This is a genomic window from Halobacterium sp. KA-4 (assembly GCF_021028995.1).
Lineage (GTDB): Archaea > Halobacteriota > Halobacteria > Halobacteriales > Halobacteriaceae > Halobacterium.
The window spans coordinates 1-17,336 of sequence record NZ_JAJJZG010000032.1 but is presented as its reverse complement, the minus strand read 5'-3'; the positions used below and the strand labels follow the sequence as shown (position 1 = coordinate 17,336).

Genomic DNA, 17,336 nt, shown 5'->3' with positions numbered 1-17,336 from the left:
GAGCTTGTGTTTCCGACAGAGCGCTGGGCGGCGACCTTCCGGTCGCACGCCCAGCTCATTCTCCACGAACTCGGTGAGTTCCTCGGCTATTCACCACCGCCGCTGCTCGACCGGCTGATCGAAGACGGTCAAAAGATCCACAAGCAACGACCAATCTTACAAGAGGCACTCGCTACCACTACACAACCGAGGTGTGAGGCTTAACTAAAGACGGATGAGAAGAGATAGAGGAATCTGCGATTGTATTGGTATTCTAAGTAAGCCCCGGCAACGAGTAGGACGCCAAGGTTATCGGTCAGGTGACGTGGACCCTGATGGATGAATGGACCGATTGTTGCGGCAATAATTATCTTGGCGTCTCTGGGAACAGAATTGAGCAATGCCCGCGACGAGGTGTATTCAAAGGCGGTGGCTGTGAGAACCTCTGCTTGAAATAGAGCAACAAGAAATGCGATTAGCGTAATTGTGCCGACGACTTCGTTCCGGAGCACGCTTGCAGAATGGAGAAATCGAACGAAAGCGGCCGGTAGAGCACTATTAGAATGAAATCTTGTTTCTTCGTGGTCTCCGGACATTGTGTCTTTACACATGGCCTCTTGCCAACTTTATAAATTGATTTCATCCGTCATCTGGGAGAAGATGATACCCAGACGGGCAGAGGTGAGTGACAGTTAGAAAAATGAGGTCTGACTTCGAGATATATCACATGGATATCAGTGGGGTCATTTCATCGCTCAGATTGGCACAATCCGTAATTCCGGAGCAAGAGTCAACATCAGAGAGGCGCAGGAAGATTTTTGCCTCTGTCGCCGGCCAAAAAATCTCTTTCACGCCAGAGGTTGGTGAGGAAATCGACTTACAGCTACGCAACTGTGCCTTCGATGATGATGAGAAACTGACGTACCTGACCGTATCGGTAAATGATCCAAACCGTCCAACTGACCTATTCCAGCTGGAGACGGATATGCGGTACCACTACCTGCAGATCTATATGAAGAGAGCAACGGAACTGGGAAATCCGTTGGTGAAAGGTATGAATTTCGTTGAGTTGGGTCCAGAGGATTTCAAGGTTGAGCTCAAGGTCGAAAGCACTGATCCGCCCACACTGCAGTTGGCTTTTGAACGGATTGAGAAGGTGCTAGCCCAAGTCCACACCGAGTACCACCAGTTCCTTCGGTCGATGTACGAGAAATACAAGGACGAGTTTGAGGTAACACAAGAATTTGAGAATGGCCAGATGCGGTATACGGCCGAATCAGACATGGATAAGAGAGAGATGATCCCTCAGCCGGGAGAAGACGATTTTGAGATCTGGACAATGGAAGGAGATGTCGAAATGCATGATCGGATCACTATATCACACTACGCTTATGACTACGTCAAGTACGCAGTGGAGGCAGAAGCCGGCGGTGACAGTTACTTCGCTCTCTCCTAAATGTCGTCCTCAACTTCGATATTCAAGACAAGTTGATCTTCCATCTATCGAGGACTCAGCTCGAGTGGTTACCCTATTCATTTTGCTTCAAAGAAAATCAGGTGTCAATCTCCGATAATGGGGACCGTCGCGGGAGGTAGGAGCAGGGGACATCTCCGTTCTTTATTGCTAAGCGCCGGACCAGCCCAAGCCTCACCGCCCCACCCTCCGCTCCCGGCCTCCCTACGGTCGGCCGGCAGCCACAACCATCCTCACAGCTTTGAGAGGTGTGTAGCGAGAGGCAAGGCCGCTGTCGCGACGGAGTATGTTTATCTGCTCCCAGGAGGTAGAGGGTACACCAGAACCTGCCCCCGCGCAATAATGTCTGAGTAGTGTACTCTCACGACTCGTAAGGGGCTTCAGATCTATCTACGCGATGCCCGACAGGCGACCAACTCGCCAATCGTCGAGGCACAGTTGGCGGCCACTCTGGACGCCTGGAAGACGTCTTCCTTAGAATGACACAAGAGGACGAGACGTGACCGCGGCCCCAGTCTATTTGTGGATCTGCGTACCGTTTCAGAACTGTGAAACGGCGGACATTCCTATCAACGCTAAGCGTTCTCGGTACGCTTCCAGTAGCCGGTTGCTCTACAACTTCAACGAATACCTCCACGACCAGCACACCGTCCCCTTCGCCGACACCAACACCAACGCCCGAACACTCGCCGACACTCACCTCTGTTAGCGCATCACAGGTCCGTATCTACGGCAAATTGAATCCGCTCATGGTCACCATCCACTATGCCAATCTCGATACACCAAAACGATACTCAATCCGGTTTGTTACGGAATCAGACGCCGGTACAAAGACGAAAACACATGTCATCCAACGGCAGCAAGGAATCTACCCCGGCATCACCGGATTTCGAGCAGATGCTCCCGAAGGCACGGCAACCGATGGAACTGCAAATCTCTCATATACAGCCATACTCCGAGAAGAGGGCACGAAAGTAGACACCGAAGAGGGAGTCCTCATCTCATACGAGTAGCTCTCTGGCAGAGAGAAGTGTGTGGTCTGCGCCTGATGATTTATGTACCTCGCATAAGGAGATGGTAGTTGAACTCTTAATGATTGGTTTGTCATTTCCTCCTCTTTCCGATGTCGGTGCTGTTGTCGTTCTGCTGGGTGCAGCCGTAGTTCTCCTTTATTTTGTGGTTTGGCCACTGTTGCAAGCAGTAATTGACCGCGCTCCCTGGCTGCGTTTTCCGTCGAATTCGCTTCGTGTGAAGACACTCTTGCGACGACAACAACAGGAAGGATGGCGATGGTTACTCAAGGAGATTCTTCCGGAACGGAAATCCTGGCTCACCCACTGGAGCTTCCTTTGGGTCATCCCCGCTGGATTCCTCATCGCAGTCTCTCTTGCACACATCCTCGCCCCCTTGACCGCTGGCAGCTTCGAGAAGCTGCAGACCACGTGGCAGGCCCAACTCACAATTACCAGCCTCAGCTTTATTGTGCTCATCTTTCTTCTGGACCAGATCTACCGAAGCCAGTACCAAGAAGGCGTTATGCAGGACTTCCTTGCAGCTGCACGCGCTATGCCAGTCATCTACTTCTCCCTGTTCACCGGCGGTATCATGGCGTACGCCTACTTCCAGCTCTCCCAGGAGACGACCACCGCCTTTGCGACTGACGTAATCTTCCTCCTCTTCGTCGGAACCATCACCAGCATCGGCTATGTCTATTACCGGGTTGCACGGCTCATCTTCCATGACCCAAAAGATGAGTTCATGCAACAGGAAATCGAGCGAGGTATCGACCGGAAAGTAGATGCAGATACCCGTCAACGCATTGCGAACAATATTCTTAGAGAGACACTTCCCGACTATGCCCAGTTACAGAACGACTCCCGCTCGGTAAGCCAGCGAACCGACCTCTACACCGCTGATGAAATCGACACCGTCGGTCACGTCGCAGATGTGGACCTATCAACGCTGGCCCAGGCATTCAACGAGGTGGAATCCTCACTTGACGAAGGTACTGATCCCGAAGACATCCAGCTCTTACTCAACGTAGAACTGGGACAGAAGTTAGTCGCTGGTGCACCGGTGCTATCAGTCAACACCCGTAACGGCGCAACTATCGATGTTCCTCGCCGCATCGGTGAGGTTCTTGGGCAGGCAATCACCTGCAGTGACTCACATCCCTTCGACACCGGGGAAGACCAGATCGACCGGAATCTGGATTACATCAATGATTCCTGTAAGCAAGCGATCGACAACCTGAACTCCTCCGGATTACGCCGCCACATGGAGTTCTACACCGACATTCTGCAGTACGTCACGCGTTCTCCGATCGCTTCCTCAAACACCTCAACCGATCTCATCGACCGCATCCATCGTGAGTTCTATCACATCTTCGATGCAGCAGCCGATACAGGAAACGCAGAGCTGATCAACACAATACGGGCTCAGACGTTCCATATCTGTCTGCGGTACCATCTCCAAGGAGACAAGGCCCTGTTCGACAAATTCCTCAGGCTCTACGCGAACTACTACAAGATCTTAGCGTCGCAGTCGGGGAGTAATACAGATAACCTCGTACACGGATTCCTCGTCTCGATTGAAAACCTTCAGACCCGGTTGACAGCTGAACTTGGCAGAGCTGAGACGGAAGACGAAGTCAGCGAAGTTGCAGCGAACATCCAAAGCTGGTACCAAGTGCTAGAAGACGTGTTCCGTCATTCCATCGACCTTGGTGATGCGAAGACCTTCAATAATGTCTGGTCGCTGGGCGAGGACGAGTTCATCTTAGCGGATCCACGGCGGAACTCACCGACAACCTACGAACTCCAATACCAAGTTGAAAACGCGGAAGATGACGAGGAACGCGATCGGCTGCAAACTCGGTTAGATGCTGCCAAGGAGAAGGAACGGGTCATCGACCTTTTCCAAGAAGAATTTGAACACATGCAGTTCATCGCGGCTGCACGTGCCTTCCTCGCATTCAAACAAGGAGAGTTACCCGAGGAAGCCTTCACCGATATGTTCGATGAATCGATCAGTGATGGTCTGGCCTCGATCACCAAGCTCTCTGAAATCTATTTCCGACTCCGTCAAAATCCCCAGATTGTGAGCTTGCTCAAATGGGAATCCGAGGATTCGGATGTCTTTGAAGGCGTCCAGACGAGTCTTCCAGCCACCCATACATGGCTCAAAGAGTTCTACTGCGTGCTCTGTCTCCTACTCCTGGATCCCGACGACTACCCTGACGATGACATAAATCCCGATGACAACCCCTTGACTGAGATCGATGTAACCAAGCAGGCATACCCCGGGTTCCAGGAAACGTTAGACGAACTTGACGAAGACGTGTTCAAGCGGCTCCCGGTCGCAGACGAGCAACTTGACCAGTTTAAGCAGCGTAAAGAATTGCTTCGCAGCTTGGACACACAGATGCAAGAGGTCTTAGAACGACGCGAGGAAGACCGGATCATCGAAGCAGACCTTGATCCGGAAAAGGTCGAAAACTACAAAGACAGCTACGTCTCCCAGTTTGTCGAGAGCTTCGCCCTTCGCCAAGCGTTGATCGATCTCGACTGGTGGACCCAAGACGAACTCGACGATCCTGATGCGATTCCGCCATCGGGCTACCGACGGTGGTATCCGAAGCACCCCTTCATTGAAGACCAGCGCGAAGACTACGTGCAGCATCTTGATGCCGATATCGCGTCCCACGTCACCGCGATCATCGAACGTATTCTGGACGAGTGCGATCCGTATCTTGCGGCAGAGACCGTGTCGTCACATGATGCAGTACCGGATCAGGTCGCCGAGCTCTGTCCAGCAAGGGACCCGGTCGCACTGATTGTTGGACGGTATCGGCCACGGCGTGCCATCCGTGATAGCGACGCGTTCGATCCGGACTATACTGAATTCGACCACTGTATCGGCGGATTCCAGTACGCAGGCAATCAACCCACGGTTCCTGTTTACAGCGAACCGGAGATGGAACCCGACGTACTCCTCTTGACCGAACCAACGACCCAACCCGAATTCACTGAACGAAGTGAATCGGACGCGCCCGTTGATATCGAGATTACTGCTGCCGATCGTGACCTCATCCGTGAGGTCACGGGGGACGAGGAGTATGAGAAGTTATCCGACGGTGAAATACGTGACCTTCTCCAATGCGTCCGGATGCAGATCGAACACCGGCTCACCGTCGATGTCGCAGACGACATCGGAGTCAGCATCACGGTTGAAGAATCGTGATGCTATCGGAATCAGGAGGGGGAGAGGGGCTTTTTTATGAGAACACGATATACATTTTAATCAGCTAATGAGTGGGACTCGGTCCTATGCCCAGGTCGATGATTTTGTCGACTACACGGAGCAGGAGGTGTGGGAGGAGTACATCCGGGAGACGGTTGTCCCGTTGTGGGAGGCAGCGTGGCAGCTGAAGGAGTATCACAGGCAGCTGCAGCACGAGTTCAACGGTCGCCGGTTGGAGACACTATCCGAACGTGAGCAGCAAGTGTTTCTCGGTGGTATCGATCCGCGACGGGATGAAGTCTATCGGCGGAACAGTGTCGCGAAGTTCAACAAAGCGTTCTTCGGTGCTCAGGTAAGTGATTTGCAGTCGTGGCTGTTGTCGGAAGGCAGTGAGGTGCAGACAGAGGTCACGGTCGAGGTGGAGGACTCTCAGTTCATTGAGTTTGCCGATGAGGTCCATGACCGGTTGACGCAGGCCCTGTCGTCCCAGACCTTGTATCAGGGGTGGCAGGAACCGAAGGTTGACTTCAACGCTCTGCTTACGTCGCCTGACGAGGTGCATGACATCGTTGAACGCCTGTATCAGGGTGTGCTGGATTTTGTGGTGAATCATTCGTATCCGTCGTTCTATCTGTGGTCGTTGAATCAGACGCCGCGGCGGTTCCTTCAAGAAGCATATCCGGAGTTCGACGATACGCAGCCGTTGGTAAGAGACCAGTTCGGCGTGACAGCGTTGGACTGGCAAAATCCGATCAAGCCGGACACCGAGATCTACGATAGCTACGAGATCCTGTGCTTCCCCGAATACAATCCGAACAACCAAGGACGGTCGTTCGGCGGATCGATCGCCAAGACCAACGAACTCATCTGGACCTATTTCAGCGACTACTCAACCCAGACGTTCCGTGACGCTCTCTCAACCTACTTCAACAACGTCTCCAATCTCAAGCAGGACTACGAGGACCGCGTGGCTAACCGGATCGCGAACGTCCCAGAACAGTGGGTTGGACGTCAATTCAGTATCTACTTCGACGGGCTCTCAGCTGCAACCGACCGCTCCGACGTAGAAGACAGCAAGGAAAGCATCATGGATTTACTTGATCAGGCCGCCCCTCTCCTCTTCCTCGGGTTGAACAAAATCACGTACGTGTCCGATGACTATCTAAAAATCAAACCAATCGGAGACTGATTCCCATTATGAGCTACGACGACATCGCACGACGGATCACGAAGCAAGAGGAGTGGACAGCATTCGCCAACGACGAGGTCCGGCCTGTCGCAGAAGCCGCCCGAACCCTGATCCAACTACGTAACCGGTTAACACCGGCTGAACCGGGTGAGACAACCTTAAGCGATGTCGTCGACGAGGAACCCCGGCTCCGGCCGTTCTTCCTTGGCGGACTCACCGAAGAGGACGAAGTCCCAGACAGGAGCCTGGCAGAACTCACCAACCAGTATCTCGGTGTCGCACTGAATGATCCAAACCGGTGGGTGAACGCCGAACGGGAAGGACTCACCGGCGACGACTACGTTGCCATCACAACGACGGAAACAGAGCTCGGGTCTTTCCTCCAAACTGTGGACGAGCAACTGACCGCCATACTGCAGCAACTCGACGAAGCACCGCCGATAGTCGACGACCGCGTCGAAACCGTGCTTGACGAGCCGGAATCAGTGGCCGACGTTATCCAGCAAGTGTTGAGCGGCGTGCTGCAGTTGACGGCGAATACCTGTCCGTTCACGTTTTTCGCCCACACGACACAGGCCGTCTCAGCACGCTATCTCACCGAAGCATATCCGCCGCTCCAGGGCGAGGTACATGACATGGCCGGTTCACTTGGCCTTGGGAAGCTGTTCGTCCCGGAACTTGCGGACGACGAACGGGACGCCGCCTACACAGTCTGGGGACCTACAGAGGACTGCGTCCTCGACCGGCTATCCCGCCTCAATCAGGCTGTCTGGACCACATTCAGTGATGAAACAGCCCGCTCAACACTGTCACCGTTCTTCGCAAACGTCCCCAACCCACAGGAAGAGTTTACCCGACAGGTGGAAGCAGAGCTCACTGCCGAAAACTGGACATACCCCGACTACCTCCCAAAGTGCGCACATCCAGACCGTGTTCCGACACGCTCGGCCAACAGCACAAATGATTCACGCTATCGCCAGGACATGGACTTGACGAAGGCATTCATCGTCGAGGACGGGGCCATCACTGCGCGGGAAGTGATCACAGCAGTCAACACGAGTTCCGTCGTGCATCGACGACAGGAGTTAGAAGAGCCGGTATCAATTCTACGATACCTCGACGAAGTGATACCAGGCGTCTTCTTGGGCGCATACAGCTTTGAAACGGTGGAGCACCAAGCCAGGGATACGCCGACAACTGGGGTGCGCGTCTACCATGCCTGACGACCACGAACAAGAAGCCGACTCCCACCACTACAACCCGGAGGAAGAACGACATCGGCGCCGAGACGACCAACAAGACGAGGAGCAGGAAACACAGCCACCGTCGCCAAGCCAAGGCAGCAGCAACCCCTCTGAGGAAGAACTTGAAGGCGATACAGGTGAGCCGGAACCTGACTATACCCCGGGCGATCTCACCGTGCCAGACGTTCCACTGGACGATCTGACTGGGGCAGAGTCGGTTGACCCCGCCGCTACGATCCCAGCAATTGAAGAAACAAGCCGTGACGTCACGGTACCGGAACTATCGCTCCGCGACATAGACGTTGAGACGACATCGGTGGACGTAGCGACCGAAGCACCTGATATCGCAGCAGCGGGCAAGGAGTGGCAGATTCCCTTGGTGCAGCTGGGATCCGCGTCGACTGTGCGGTTCCAGCCGTCGTCGTTTGATACCGAGGTCCGGGAACCGCCGAAGCGACGTCGGCAACCCCTCTCTGTGCCGCTGTACCGTCAAGTGTCCACTCCACAGATCCGTTTTGTGCCCGCTCTCGACGAAACATTAGACGAAGAAATCCGTCGCCGACTCGACCAACTCGAATCGGACGAGATCAAGGAAGTCCACACACAGGACGATGAGACGGAAGACAGTACAGCCAGTGACGCCGGGTCATCCGCGGCAGGAAGTACAGCTGCCACGGGAAGTGGCGGTCACACTGGCGGTACAGGGGAGGAGGTTCCGACGTTCCAGGATATCATCTACGGTGGTGGCGGCGCAGCGACCACCGCGGATGGAACGACTATCGTGCTCTTCAATGAAGCGGAGGATAACAGCTACGTCGGAAGTTATCTCACGCTGTGCCGCCGTATCCACCGCGAGGCCAACGGTGGCCATCCGGAGTTCCAAGCGATCAACGAGCTTGACGAGATCAATAAACGCGAGATCGAGAAATGGCTCGACGCGGATAGGAAAGTCATTTTCATCGACCTCGATGACCGCGAGGAACGGATCGATGAAGCAAAGCTGCGAGAAAAGCTGGAAGCAACGCTCGGCAAGTTCGGCTTCATCGTCTTCAAAGCCACCGACCCTGGCGTCGTCGACGAGTACCGCGACATCTTAGACGAAATCAAGCTTGAGAGTCCGCATCCGCCGTTGAACGTGGTAGAGGTCGCCCCACGCCAGCCAGGATTCGAAGTTGAACAACGGATGGCCGAGCTGTGTTGGGGCAACCTCAACCTCGCAACGGGTGACATTAAGGTTGACGAGCCGACTATTGAACGCCCGACTGGGCCTGGCGTCTTTGATGACCTCTTCAACCGCTACGCTCCGACAGAGTTCAAGGACTACTTGGACGATATTAAAACGGAAGAACGCGGCTTGTTCAAGCGGTTTACAACGGAGAACCAGGGCCAAGTCCAAGGTAAGGAACGGGTTGACTACGAAACCGGAGAATCACCGCTTCATTACAACATCAAGGTCTACATCGTCCGGTATCTCGTCCAGCAGCTCCGCGACGGCGGCGAGGACATCGACGAGTTACAGGACCTTGAACGGTGGATCGAGACGGAAACCAAACGCGAGGGTGTAATCCCAGACGTGTTCTTCTCTGGGCAACGGAAGGAAGCGTACGAGGTCGAGACCTTGTTCAGCGGTGGTCAGAATCCCACAAACAAAATTGACCGCTCCATCAACAAATACGACAAGAACGGCGTCGATGTCGATAAAATCCATATCGTCTTAGAGAACTTCACCTTTCTCCGGCACTTGGACGAACTCAGCAACATACAGCACCACTACGCCCACCGCACAAACGAGGAAGGCGAACTACTAGTCGAATTCGAAACCCTTGATTTCCAGAATAGCGGACTGCTGCCTCTCAAGACCATCATTGACAAGGTAACCAGTCCAAATGATAAATGATAGACCGGATTGCTCTGAGCCCCAGTCATTATTGGTACGGCCGAGTGTGAAGCCACCTCAGTCAAGTGTAAATCAGTTCCCAACATGCCACTAACAATTCCCGAAAGGATATATGCAGTTCCTATTTTTTTATAAATTAACCAGCAAAGATGCCCCTCTTGGATTGAAGACTAGCTAAAGCTGTAGTTACAAAAATCATCGATGAATGGGTGTTTTCAGCCATTCGCAGCAGATCATCTTCTCAGTATCCAATCAACGGGGTCTAGGCACTCTTGGGTTAGTTGCGCGTCCGCGTTGGTTTCTTAGCCCCATCGATGGGTGAGGGGCTCGCTGTACTGGCGAGTTCCCGAAACACGGTGAGAACGATGGCAACCAGAGACATCTACGAGAGCGGATTCGACGAAGACGTCCGAACGGAATCGAGTGCGAACCAGTGTCCCGAGTGCGACGGCCGGGTCACCACGAACGCGGTCAAAACGGTCTGCGAGGACTGTGGCCTGGTCATCGACGAACAGCGCATCGATCACGGGCCGGAGTGGCGGGCGTACGACGACGAGGAGTGTGAACGAACGGGCGCCCCACTCACTGCGGCCCGCCACGATCGCGGCCTATCGACGGAGATCGGTCGCGGCACCGACGCGAAGGGGAACGAGATCTCTGGGCAGAAGCGACGGCGACTCGCGCGGATGCGCCGTGAGCAGACTCGGGGTCGCTGGCGGTCGAAAGCGGAACGGAATCTCGCACACGGGCTGGGTGAAGTGCGCCGTCTGGCCAGCGCGCTCGACCTCTCCGATTCGGTCCGTGACCAGGCGTGTCAGCTCTTCCGGAGCGCCCAGAACGAGGATCTACTTCGTGGCAGATCCATCGAGGCCATCGCCGCGGCCAGCGTCTACGGGGCCTGCCGGTGCAACGGCCTCTCGCGGTTAGTGGACGACGTCAGCGAGATGGCCCGCGTCGCGGAGTCACGAGTCACGAACGCGTACAAAACGCTGAACGAAGAGCTGAGCCTCCCCGCTGAGCCCGTCTCCCCCAGCATGTTCGTGCCGCGACTCGCCTCGGACCTCGAGTGTCCGGACGAGATCCGACAGCGGGCCCGAACGCTCGCAGAGCAGGCCGAGGAGCGCGGCGTCACGACGGGCGTCCATCCGGCCGGGTTCGCAGCGGCCTGCCTCTACAAAGCGGGGCAGGAACAGGGGCAGTGGGTAACGCAAAGCGACGTCGCGGAGACAGGGAACGTCACGCCAACGACTGTCCGGACGCATCACGAGACGTTAGCGGAGCAGGTAGCCTGACAACGCTCCTGCACAGCTACTGGAGTTAGATAGTTTTCTCAGGAAACTATTTGTTTCTTGGCTGCGTAGCATCCAGTATGACCGAGACGTGGGACGACGTCAACGAGCAGGTCAAAGCGGACTGGAAGGACGACACCACGCCGTTCGAGCGAGTGTACGAAATCGTCGAACAAACCCACGATGGGCAGTCGGCGGCCGAGATCGCCGACCGGGCCCTCGTGAGCGAGCCGACGGCACGTCGCCACTGTAAGACGCTGGTGAACACAGGGTTCGCCGAGACGGAACAGGACGGCCAAACGACGCTGTACAAGCGCAACAGCGACCGGGTGTTGATGTCCCGGATCCGTGAGCTGCGTGAGGAAGTCGATCGCCCGGAGTTACTCGACAGTATTCAAGACATGAAGGCCGAAATCCGGCGCTACGAGGACCGCTACGACGTGGTGTCGCCGGAAGAACTCGCCCAGCAACTCGACGCCAACGAGACGGACGGCTGGGACGACCTGACGGCGTGGCGGACGACGCGGCAGAATCTCGCCGTCGCACAAGCCGCCCTCGCCTACGACGAGGCCAGCCACCAGCTCGCCGTATGAACGGTGACGACCGTGCCGGCGAGTTCGGCCCGATCTATCTCCCGGCGCTGCAGCGGATCCGTGATCTCTGGCTCGAGCTTGAGCCGCTCGTCGACGAAACAGGGTACGACGACGTCGTCGCACCCACGGAACTACAGATTAGTCTCAGCGACGGGCTCGCCGATGCCCAGAGCGCTCGGCTCGATATTCAGTGGAGCGAGCTCGGGATGTACTCGTTTCACTACGTCGATAGCGACGACGTCAACTGGCGCTTCGACCGTCACCCGAACACGCACTCTCCCGAGATTCATTTCCATTCGCCGCCCGAGGCCACGACTATGGAGGCCGAGCCGTCCTGTATCGACGTAACCGATGTGTCACTCGTGACTCGTGCCGTTCACGCGATGTGGCGGGCAGCGTACGAGAAGCGGGATCTGGATCGACTGAATAGCGCATCGAATCCTCCGTAAGGATGCCCACTGAAAGTGATCCTCCCGAGAGTCTGGATGAGATGTCCCCCGAGGAGGCACGGCAGTATCTCATTTGGTTCCTTGGCCGCCAGGACCTCGACGAGCACGAGGAGATCTACGACGAACTCGCCACCGAATAGATCCGTAGAATCGTCGTCCACGTACAGCAGTCCAGTTTTTCAGCTCTGTAGAAATATTCATCAGTTGCTGGTTTTCTACTTCATTCGCTAAGTATAGGGGAACAGTATAATCGGCTAGTGAAAATTCGTTGTGTCACAGGGGACAAAGATTATTCTACAAGAAAGGGTTCTGAGACATATGGACTTGAGTTGGGGCCTCCTCCTTGTTGTCACCGTCCTCGTCATGGGGTATGGTCTTTACACTGTGTACAATCTCTCAAATCTCCTCGGAGAATACCTCCGTTCCTGAAAACCAAATTCAGGCGTTCTCGCTTCCGTCTACTCGGTACATTCAGAGGAACTACTGGAACGCTAACGGTAGCAGAATCATTATTTATCAGATGAACGTAGCCTTCGTATGGGCCTGAGCGTCTCCGAGTACACTTCCTCACTCCTGACTCGGCCACGGATTCAGTCAGTTTGTGCAATCGTCGTTGTCGTTGGGTCACTTCTTCCGTGGACGAGGATTCCAGCAGGAGTCTTCAATTTCATGTATTTCCCGGGGTTGGAGTCTGGGCTTGCGGTGTATGGCCAGTATACGCTCATCGCTGGCGTCGGAGCGTTCGCACTAGGCGGGCAATCGGCGGGCACTCGGGGTATTCGTATCGCTTCAATAGGGGTTGCAGGACTCGTTGTTGTGCTCAGCGTCGCTTGGATCGTCCGAATGATGAACGTTTCCGGCTTTAGCCCCGCGATAGGCACATTCTTGACCCTTCTTGGTGGAATTAGCCTCCTCACAGTAGCGTTTACCCTCGATAAGTAAACATCCCTACTGAGCGGCTGATTCACCAGGGAAGATAGCAAATCAATATGATTTCAACAAGGCCAGTTTTCCTTGGAGCGGGCTGGCCCGCTACGTTCGTTTCTCACGGACGCCTTCACGGCCACGAGTCATATCCTCACAGTTCGGACACACCTGAGGTTCGTCGACCGAATCCGGCGTGAATACACGAACGTAGACCTCCGTGACATGACTCCCGCAGTTCTGGCATTCCGCCATACCAGTAGCAGCCAGACCATCGACCATAGGCTTTCTGACAGCGACGACCGAACTGCTACCACGTCGTCTGAAACAAATGCGTTTACCCAGACGACAGTCTTTGCGACTGACATCCAGTCGTTCTCGACGCATCCGTCGACATGGAAGACTGGCACTCCACCTGCCGTATTTTAAATGCGGTGTCCGACATGTAGTTACCATATGAGCGCACCCACGGAGACGATTCACATCGAGAACGTCGTTGCGTCCAGTGATATCGGCCAAGAGCTCTCCCTCGACCAGCTTGCCACTGATCTCGACGGTGCCGAGTACAACCCTGAAGACTTCCCTGGGGTCGTCTACCGCCTTCAGGAGCCGAAGTCAGCCACGCTAATCTTCCGCTCGGGGAAAGTCGTCTGCACCGGCGCGAAAAGCGTCGACGACGTCCACGACGCCCTCGACATCGTCTTCGATGACCTCCGCGAGTTAGGCATCGACGTCGACAGTAAGCCATCGATCGAGGTGCAAAACATCGTTTCGAGTGCCAGCCTCGAGCAGTCGCTGAACTTGAACGCGATCGCAATCGGGCTCGGCCTAGAGCAAATCGAGTACGAGCCCGAACAGTTCCCTGGGCTCGTCTATCGGCTCGATGACCCCGACGTCGTCGTCCTTCTCTTTGGCAGTGGGAAGCTCGTCATTACTGGTGGGACAGAAACGGACGAGGCCCAACAGGCGCTCACGCACGTGCAGGACCGGCTTTCCGAACTCGGACTGCTCGATTAACCCGGCCACGTTGGGATTGGAGAGACCCGCTTTCCAGCGAATCGCCGCTACCGCCGACGAGAACTGCTGTCGTCCCTCATGTGGTCGCGGGCGGCTTCGACATCCGAGTAGAGCGCCAACGCGTGCTTGATGAGGCGGCGATCATCCAGATTCTCCTCCCACCGCGTAATCACGTCACGGCGGTCCCGGACCTCGGCACTTGCGAGGTCGCCGTCGGCGAGCGACTGTTCGAGATCCGCGGCGTCTCGACGTCGTAGGTCGCCTGCCACTCCTCGATCTCCTCGGTGATCGCGGCCAATTCGTTGCGCAGCTCCTCGCGCGTGTTCTCCTCGATGAGCGTCCGGATCTCCTCGAAGAGCAGTCGGGTGTAGTCCGGCTGGTAGCGCGTGGTTTCGCCGGCCTCGACGCGGCGCAGCTGGCCCTGGTCGACGAGATCCTGGAGTTCCTTGTTGCTCGTACTCCAAGCCGCATCAGCTTGCTCGCTGATCCAGTTGACTGACCGCGGTTCGCGAAGCGTCTCGGCGACCGCCCGAATGCGGTCGCGGGCACTCATCGACTCAGTCCACGACTGGACGCTATTCCGTGGGGATTCAGGCATGCTTGGCACCCTAGTCCTGACTGCGATACGGGAGTGTTGTCACGTCGAAGGCATCGTAGTGCCGGTCGTAGGTGAGGATGTGATCGACCGCTAAGGCGTCCATATGGGCTGCAACAGTGAAATCGGTGAGTGACGCATCCAGATCCGCCCACTCAACGAACGTTGCTTTGGCGTCATCGAAAACGTCCTTGGAGACGGATTCGAACTGATAGAGCGTGCTCTCATCGAGCGTCGTCAGGAACGAGGCTGCGTTCCGCATCGACGCCTGTTTTTTCAGCCGCGTGGCGGCCTCGTCGACGATGTGATCGTTGACGATGAGGCGACGATATGGGAGGTCACCGTCGCGGACGAACGTCATGAACGCCCGCGAAACTGCGTGCATCTGGTCTTGGGGGTTGAATAATGCGTACAGGAACTTCGGGCCGACGACGACCTGATGTTGGACGTGCCCCGGGCGAAAATGCTCGGCTGTGACCGTGCCGATCGGGGTGTTGACTGGCTCTGCCATCTGTGGTCAGGACTGGGTGGGCGGATCATCGGCGAGCGTAAACGATTCGTCGCTGCCGTGCCACTCGTCGACGAGATCGGCTTCCTCGCGGGCATCCGTCGCCGCCGACGCTGGGAATGATTCGTCCTCGAGGTCGTCGAGGACGGTGAACGCCGGGTCGTTCGGGTCGGCCTGCTGCTGGCGTTCGATCCACTCGATAAGCGCCTCGTGGCCGGCTTCCTTGAGCGAGAGCCCGTGCTCTCGAGCGAACTCGCGGAAGCGTTCGTATTCGTCTTCGTTCAGTTCAGTTTGCACGTGCTTGGTGTCGTTACTACTCATCGGGATCCCGGTTGCTACTCCCAGTTACTTGTTCATGAAGTATAAGATGTTCGCATGACGTAGGTCATGGACCATGCTCAAGTGAGAGACGGAGCGGACGACTGGCCCTGACGTTGAGATACGAATTCGAGACAAACCACACCAATCGATGCGTGATCGCCACCTAGATTTTGAGGAACTGCGGCCGACCGGCGAGGCGTAGGTGAGCCTTCTCACACGGTTGGACGACGGGGATGGAACGGACCCCTCGTAGACTCCTAACCGGAGTTGCAGGCCACGTCAAGCGAGGGACTCTCCAGAGTCTGTTTATCGCCCCCAAGAGGGGTGCGGGGCGATCCAGTCGCGGTCGCCCTGTGAGGTGATTGCTCGATGGGACATCGCGCACTTGTTGCGTACGAACGCACGGACGGACAGTACACGCTCCACTACAGCCATTGGGGCGCGGCGAACCTGAAGCTCAAGCATCGAACCTCGGCTGAGTCGCCGTTCGGTGGCGACGACACCGACTCCAAGTGGGCGAAACAGCTCCTCGCAGAGCTTGTCGATGGCCTCGAGGCAGATGCCGCCGACGGCTACCTCGCCGGCGAGGATCGACCGTCGACGGTCGTCGAGCCGAAACCCCGCGCCACCGGGCTCACCCTCGACGAGATCGTCGCTGACCATCTCGACTACCTCCACCACGAGGCGTTCTTCGTGGTGTCGACGACGTTCGAGGTGACCGCCTATCGGACGCTGTGGTTCGGGCTCCAGTACGACTCGGAGACGGTCGAACAGGGAGCGACGGTCGGGAACGGCGCGCTCGCGACGGTGCGCTGGTACGACGGCGAGCCGGTCGGCGACGGCCACCTCCAGGGACAGTTCGCGGCCCTCAAAGACGTCGTCGGCGATATGCTCGACAAGGGCGTCTTCACGCCGTCGACGGCGAGGCAGTACCTGAAACGAAAGCTGGCCGAGCGAGTTGGAGACCGACAGGAGCTGCTCATCCCGACTGATGAATTAACGAAGGAGACTCCCACTCCAGGATTCTCTGAATAGTTCTTACTCAAGGCCGAATTCAGTCAGAGGGTTGTCGATGCTGCCTCTCTTGCATTTTTTCAATAAACTCGCTGGCTTCTAGGTCTAGCTTCACCGGGAATTTACGACAAATTCCCTTCAGACCACCTTGAACAGCAAAATCTGACGCGAATTCATCAGTTATTTTGTACCAAGGAGATTTTTCTATTCGTTCACTCATCCGGATCGGGTAGGTGAGTTTTTCGGCTGGTGTTGCCCCATCAACAATAACAAGATCATCATGTTTAGGAGAACCACCCCCTTCCAAGCGCTTTGCGTGGGCATTCTCAGGAAACCGTCTGAGCTCATTGTAATAGGGCTCTTTGTCAAGTGAGCTCAAGTCATGAACCGCGTCCACGGACATATACCCATAGAGAAAGCGGTGAAGATCATCATCTTCGGGGCTTCGCTTTATCCCGGTGTAGAATCCGAGAATCAGTACCTCACAAAGCATCGCCGGCTAATCCGACTTGAGCCATCTGTTCTGTTGTGGTGAGTCGTCGATCACGGTTGAGCAACGCTGATCGAAGGCGGAGCTGTCGCTGTCGGCGGCGCTCAGCCG

15 protein-coding genes and 2 pseudogenes are annotated in these 17,336 nt (G+C 55.9%); 12 read left to right on the top strand and 5 right to left on the bottom strand.

Features of this window, described 5'->3' with window-relative positions; translation table 11 throughout:
- The 10 genes and pseudogenes from LPA44_RS17385 to LPA44_RS17340 all read left to right on the top strand — a co-directional run.
- Positions 1 to 204: pseudogene (locus LPA44_RS17385) on the top strand (IS4 family transposase); the annotation flags it as partial.
- A gap of 460 nt (positions 205 to 664) precedes the next feature.
- The gene (locus LPA44_RS17380; protein WP_230890748.1) at positions 665 to 1,435 is read left to right on the top strand and encodes a hypothetical protein; all 771 of its coding nucleotides are present in this window, start codon (positions 665 to 667) and stop codon (positions 1,433 to 1,435) included.
- Positions 1,436 to 2,527: 1,092 nt separating this feature from the next.
- Positions 2,528 to 5,695 carry a hypothetical protein gene (locus LPA44_RS17375; RefSeq protein ID WP_230890747.1) on the top strand — a complete coding sequence of 1,056 codons (3,168 nt, stop codon included), beginning with the start codon at positions 2,528 to 2,530 and terminating at the stop codon, positions 5,693 to 5,695.
- 67 nt (positions 5,696 to 5,762) lie between these two features.
- Positions 5,763 to 6,884 (top strand): hypothetical protein, encoded by a 1,122-nt coding sequence (locus tag LPA44_RS17370; RefSeq protein ID WP_230890746.1) that lies wholly within the window; start codon positions 5,763 to 5,765, stop codon positions 6,882 to 6,884.
- A gap of 8 nt (positions 6,885 to 6,892) precedes the next feature.
- Positions 6,893 to 8,107 carry a hypothetical protein gene (locus LPA44_RS17365; RefSeq protein WP_230890745.1) on the top strand — a complete coding sequence of 405 codons (1,215 nt, stop codon included), beginning with the start codon at positions 6,893 to 6,895 and terminating at the stop codon, positions 8,105 to 8,107.
- On the top strand, positions 8,100 to 10,025 hold the full coding sequence (locus tag LPA44_RS17360; protein WP_230890744.1) for a hypothetical protein: 1,926 nt from the start codon (positions 8,100 to 8,102) through the stop codon (positions 10,023 to 10,025). Before LPA44_RS17365 ends, LPA44_RS17360 begins: the two co-directional genes overlap by 8 nt.
- A 365-nt stretch (positions 10,026 to 10,390) precedes the next feature.
- Positions 10,391 to 11,317 carry a transcription initiation factor IIB gene (locus tag LPA44_RS17355; protein WP_230890743.1) on the top strand — a complete coding sequence of 309 codons (927 nt, stop codon included), beginning with the start codon at positions 10,391 to 10,393 and terminating at the stop codon, positions 11,315 to 11,317.
- Positions 11,318 to 11,394: 77 nt separating this feature from the next.
- Positions 11,395 to 11,907 carry a winged helix-turn-helix domain-containing protein gene (locus LPA44_RS17350; protein ID WP_230890742.1) on the top strand — a complete coding sequence of 171 codons (513 nt, stop codon included), beginning with the start codon at positions 11,395 to 11,397 and terminating at the stop codon, positions 11,905 to 11,907.
- On the top strand, positions 11,904 to 12,356 hold the full coding sequence (locus LPA44_RS17345; RefSeq protein WP_230890741.1) for a hypothetical protein: 453 nt from the start codon (positions 11,904 to 11,906) through the stop codon (positions 12,354 to 12,356). The genes LPA44_RS17350 and LPA44_RS17345 overlap by 4 nt, the downstream gene beginning before the upstream one ends.
- A gap of 2 nt (positions 12,357 to 12,358) precedes the next feature.
- Positions 12,359 to 12,496, top strand: coding sequence for a hypothetical protein (locus LPA44_RS17340; RefSeq protein ID WP_230890740.1), 138 nt, complete (start codon positions 12,359 to 12,361; stop codon positions 12,494 to 12,496).
- A gap of 892 nt (positions 12,497 to 13,388) precedes the next feature.
- On the opposite strand, the gene LPA44_RS18540 is transcribed toward LPA44_RS17340, so the two are convergent.
- Positions 13,389 to 13,535, bottom strand: coding sequence for a DUF7563 family protein (locus LPA44_RS18540; RefSeq protein ID WP_442903416.1), 147 nt, complete (start codon positions 13,533 to 13,535; stop codon positions 13,389 to 13,391).
- A 201-nt stretch (positions 13,536 to 13,736) separates the two neighbouring features.
- On the opposite strand from LPA44_RS18540, the gene LPA44_RS17335 reads away from it, so the two are divergent.
- Positions 13,737 to 14,297, top strand: coding sequence for a TATA-box-binding protein (locus LPA44_RS17335; protein WP_230890739.1), 561 nt, complete (start codon positions 13,737 to 13,739; stop codon positions 14,295 to 14,297).
- A gap of 47 nt (positions 14,298 to 14,344) precedes the next feature.
- Here the strand turns inward: LPA44_RS17335 and LPA44_RS17330 are convergent.
- The 3 genes and pseudogenes from LPA44_RS17330 to LPA44_RS17320 all read right to left on the bottom strand — a co-directional run bounded on the left by LPA44_RS17330 (position 14,345) and on the right by LPA44_RS17320 (position 15,721).
- Positions 14,345 to 14,895: pseudogene (locus LPA44_RS17330) on the bottom strand (DUF7342 family protein).
- A 10-nt stretch (positions 14,896 to 14,905) separates the two neighbouring features.
- The gene (locus LPA44_RS17325; RefSeq protein ID WP_230890737.1) at positions 14,906 to 15,403 is read right to left on the bottom strand and encodes a type II toxin-antitoxin system VapC family toxin; all 498 of its coding nucleotides are present in this window, start codon (positions 15,401 to 15,403) and stop codon (positions 14,906 to 14,908) included.
- A 6-nt stretch (positions 15,404 to 15,409) separates the two neighbouring features.
- Positions 15,410 to 15,721, bottom strand: coding sequence for a hypothetical protein (locus tag LPA44_RS17320; RefSeq protein ID WP_230890736.1), 312 nt, complete (start codon positions 15,719 to 15,721; stop codon positions 15,410 to 15,412).
- A 369-nt stretch (positions 15,722 to 16,090) separates the two neighbouring features.
- Between LPA44_RS17320 and LPA44_RS17315 the strand changes: the two genes are divergently transcribed.
- Positions 16,091 to 16,756: a DUF6735 family protein gene (locus LPA44_RS17315; RefSeq protein ID WP_230890735.1), complete on the top strand. Its 666-nt coding sequence runs from the start codon at positions 16,091 to 16,093 to the stop codon at positions 16,754 to 16,756.
- Between the two features lie 19 nt (positions 16,757 to 16,775).
- On the opposite strand, the gene LPA44_RS17310 is transcribed toward LPA44_RS17315, so the two are convergent.
- Entirely contained in the window at positions 16,776 to 17,228 is a 453-nt protein-coding gene (locus tag LPA44_RS17310) for a hypothetical protein (RefSeq protein ID WP_230890734.1), read from the bottom strand.
- Positions 17,229 to 17,336: the final 108 nt, after the last annotated feature.

Bases quoted from the DNA above. Each gene is read 5' to 3' on its own strand.
- LPA44_RS17375 (WP_230890747.1), top strand. From the start codon at position 2,528: ATGGTAGTTGAACTCTTAATGATTGGTTTGTCATTTCCTCCTCTTTCC.
- LPA44_RS17370 (WP_230890746.1), top strand. From the start codon at position 5,763: ATGAGTGGGACTCGGTCCTATGCCCAGGTCGATGATTTTGTCGACTAC.
- LPA44_RS17365 (WP_230890745.1), top strand. From the start codon at position 6,893: ATGAGCTACGACGACATCGCACGACGGATCACGAAGCAAGAGGAGTGG.
- LPA44_RS17360 (WP_230890744.1), top strand. From the start codon at position 8,100: ATGCCTGACGACCACGAACAAGAAGCCGACTCCCACCACTACAACCCG.
- LPA44_RS17355 (WP_230890743.1), top strand. From the start codon at position 10,391: ATGGCAACCAGAGACATCTACGAGAGCGGATTCGACGAAGACGTCCGA.
- LPA44_RS17350 (WP_230890742.1), top strand. From the start codon at position 11,395: ATGACCGAGACGTGGGACGACGTCAACGAGCAGGTCAAAGCGGACTGG.
- LPA44_RS17345 (WP_230890741.1), top strand. From the start codon at position 11,904: ATGAACGGTGACGACCGTGCCGGCGAGTTCGGCCCGATCTATCTCCCG.
- LPA44_RS17340 (WP_230890740.1), top strand. From the start codon at position 12,359: ATGCCCACTGAAAGTGATCCTCCCGAGAGTCTGGATGAGATGTCCCCC.
- LPA44_RS18540 (WP_442903416.1), bottom strand. From the start codon at position 13,535: ATGGCGGAATGCCAGAACTGCGGGAGTCATGTCACGGAGGTCTACGTT.
- LPA44_RS17335 (WP_230890739.1), top strand. From the start codon at position 13,737: ATGAGCGCACCCACGGAGACGATTCACATCGAGAACGTCGTTGCGTCC.
- LPA44_RS17325 (WP_230890737.1), bottom strand. From the start codon at position 15,403: ATGGCAGAGCCAGTCAACACCCCGATCGGCACGGTCACAGCCGAGCAT.
- LPA44_RS17320 (WP_230890736.1), bottom strand. From the start codon at position 15,721: ATGAGTAGTAACGACACCAAGCACGTGCAAACTGAACTGAACGAAGAC.
- LPA44_RS17315 (WP_230890735.1), top strand. From the start codon at position 16,091: ATGGGACATCGCGCACTTGTTGCGTACGAACGCACGGACGGACAGTAC.
- LPA44_RS17310 (WP_230890734.1), bottom strand. From the start codon at position 17,228: ATGCTTTGTGAGGTACTGATTCTCGGATTCTACACCGGGATAAAGCGA.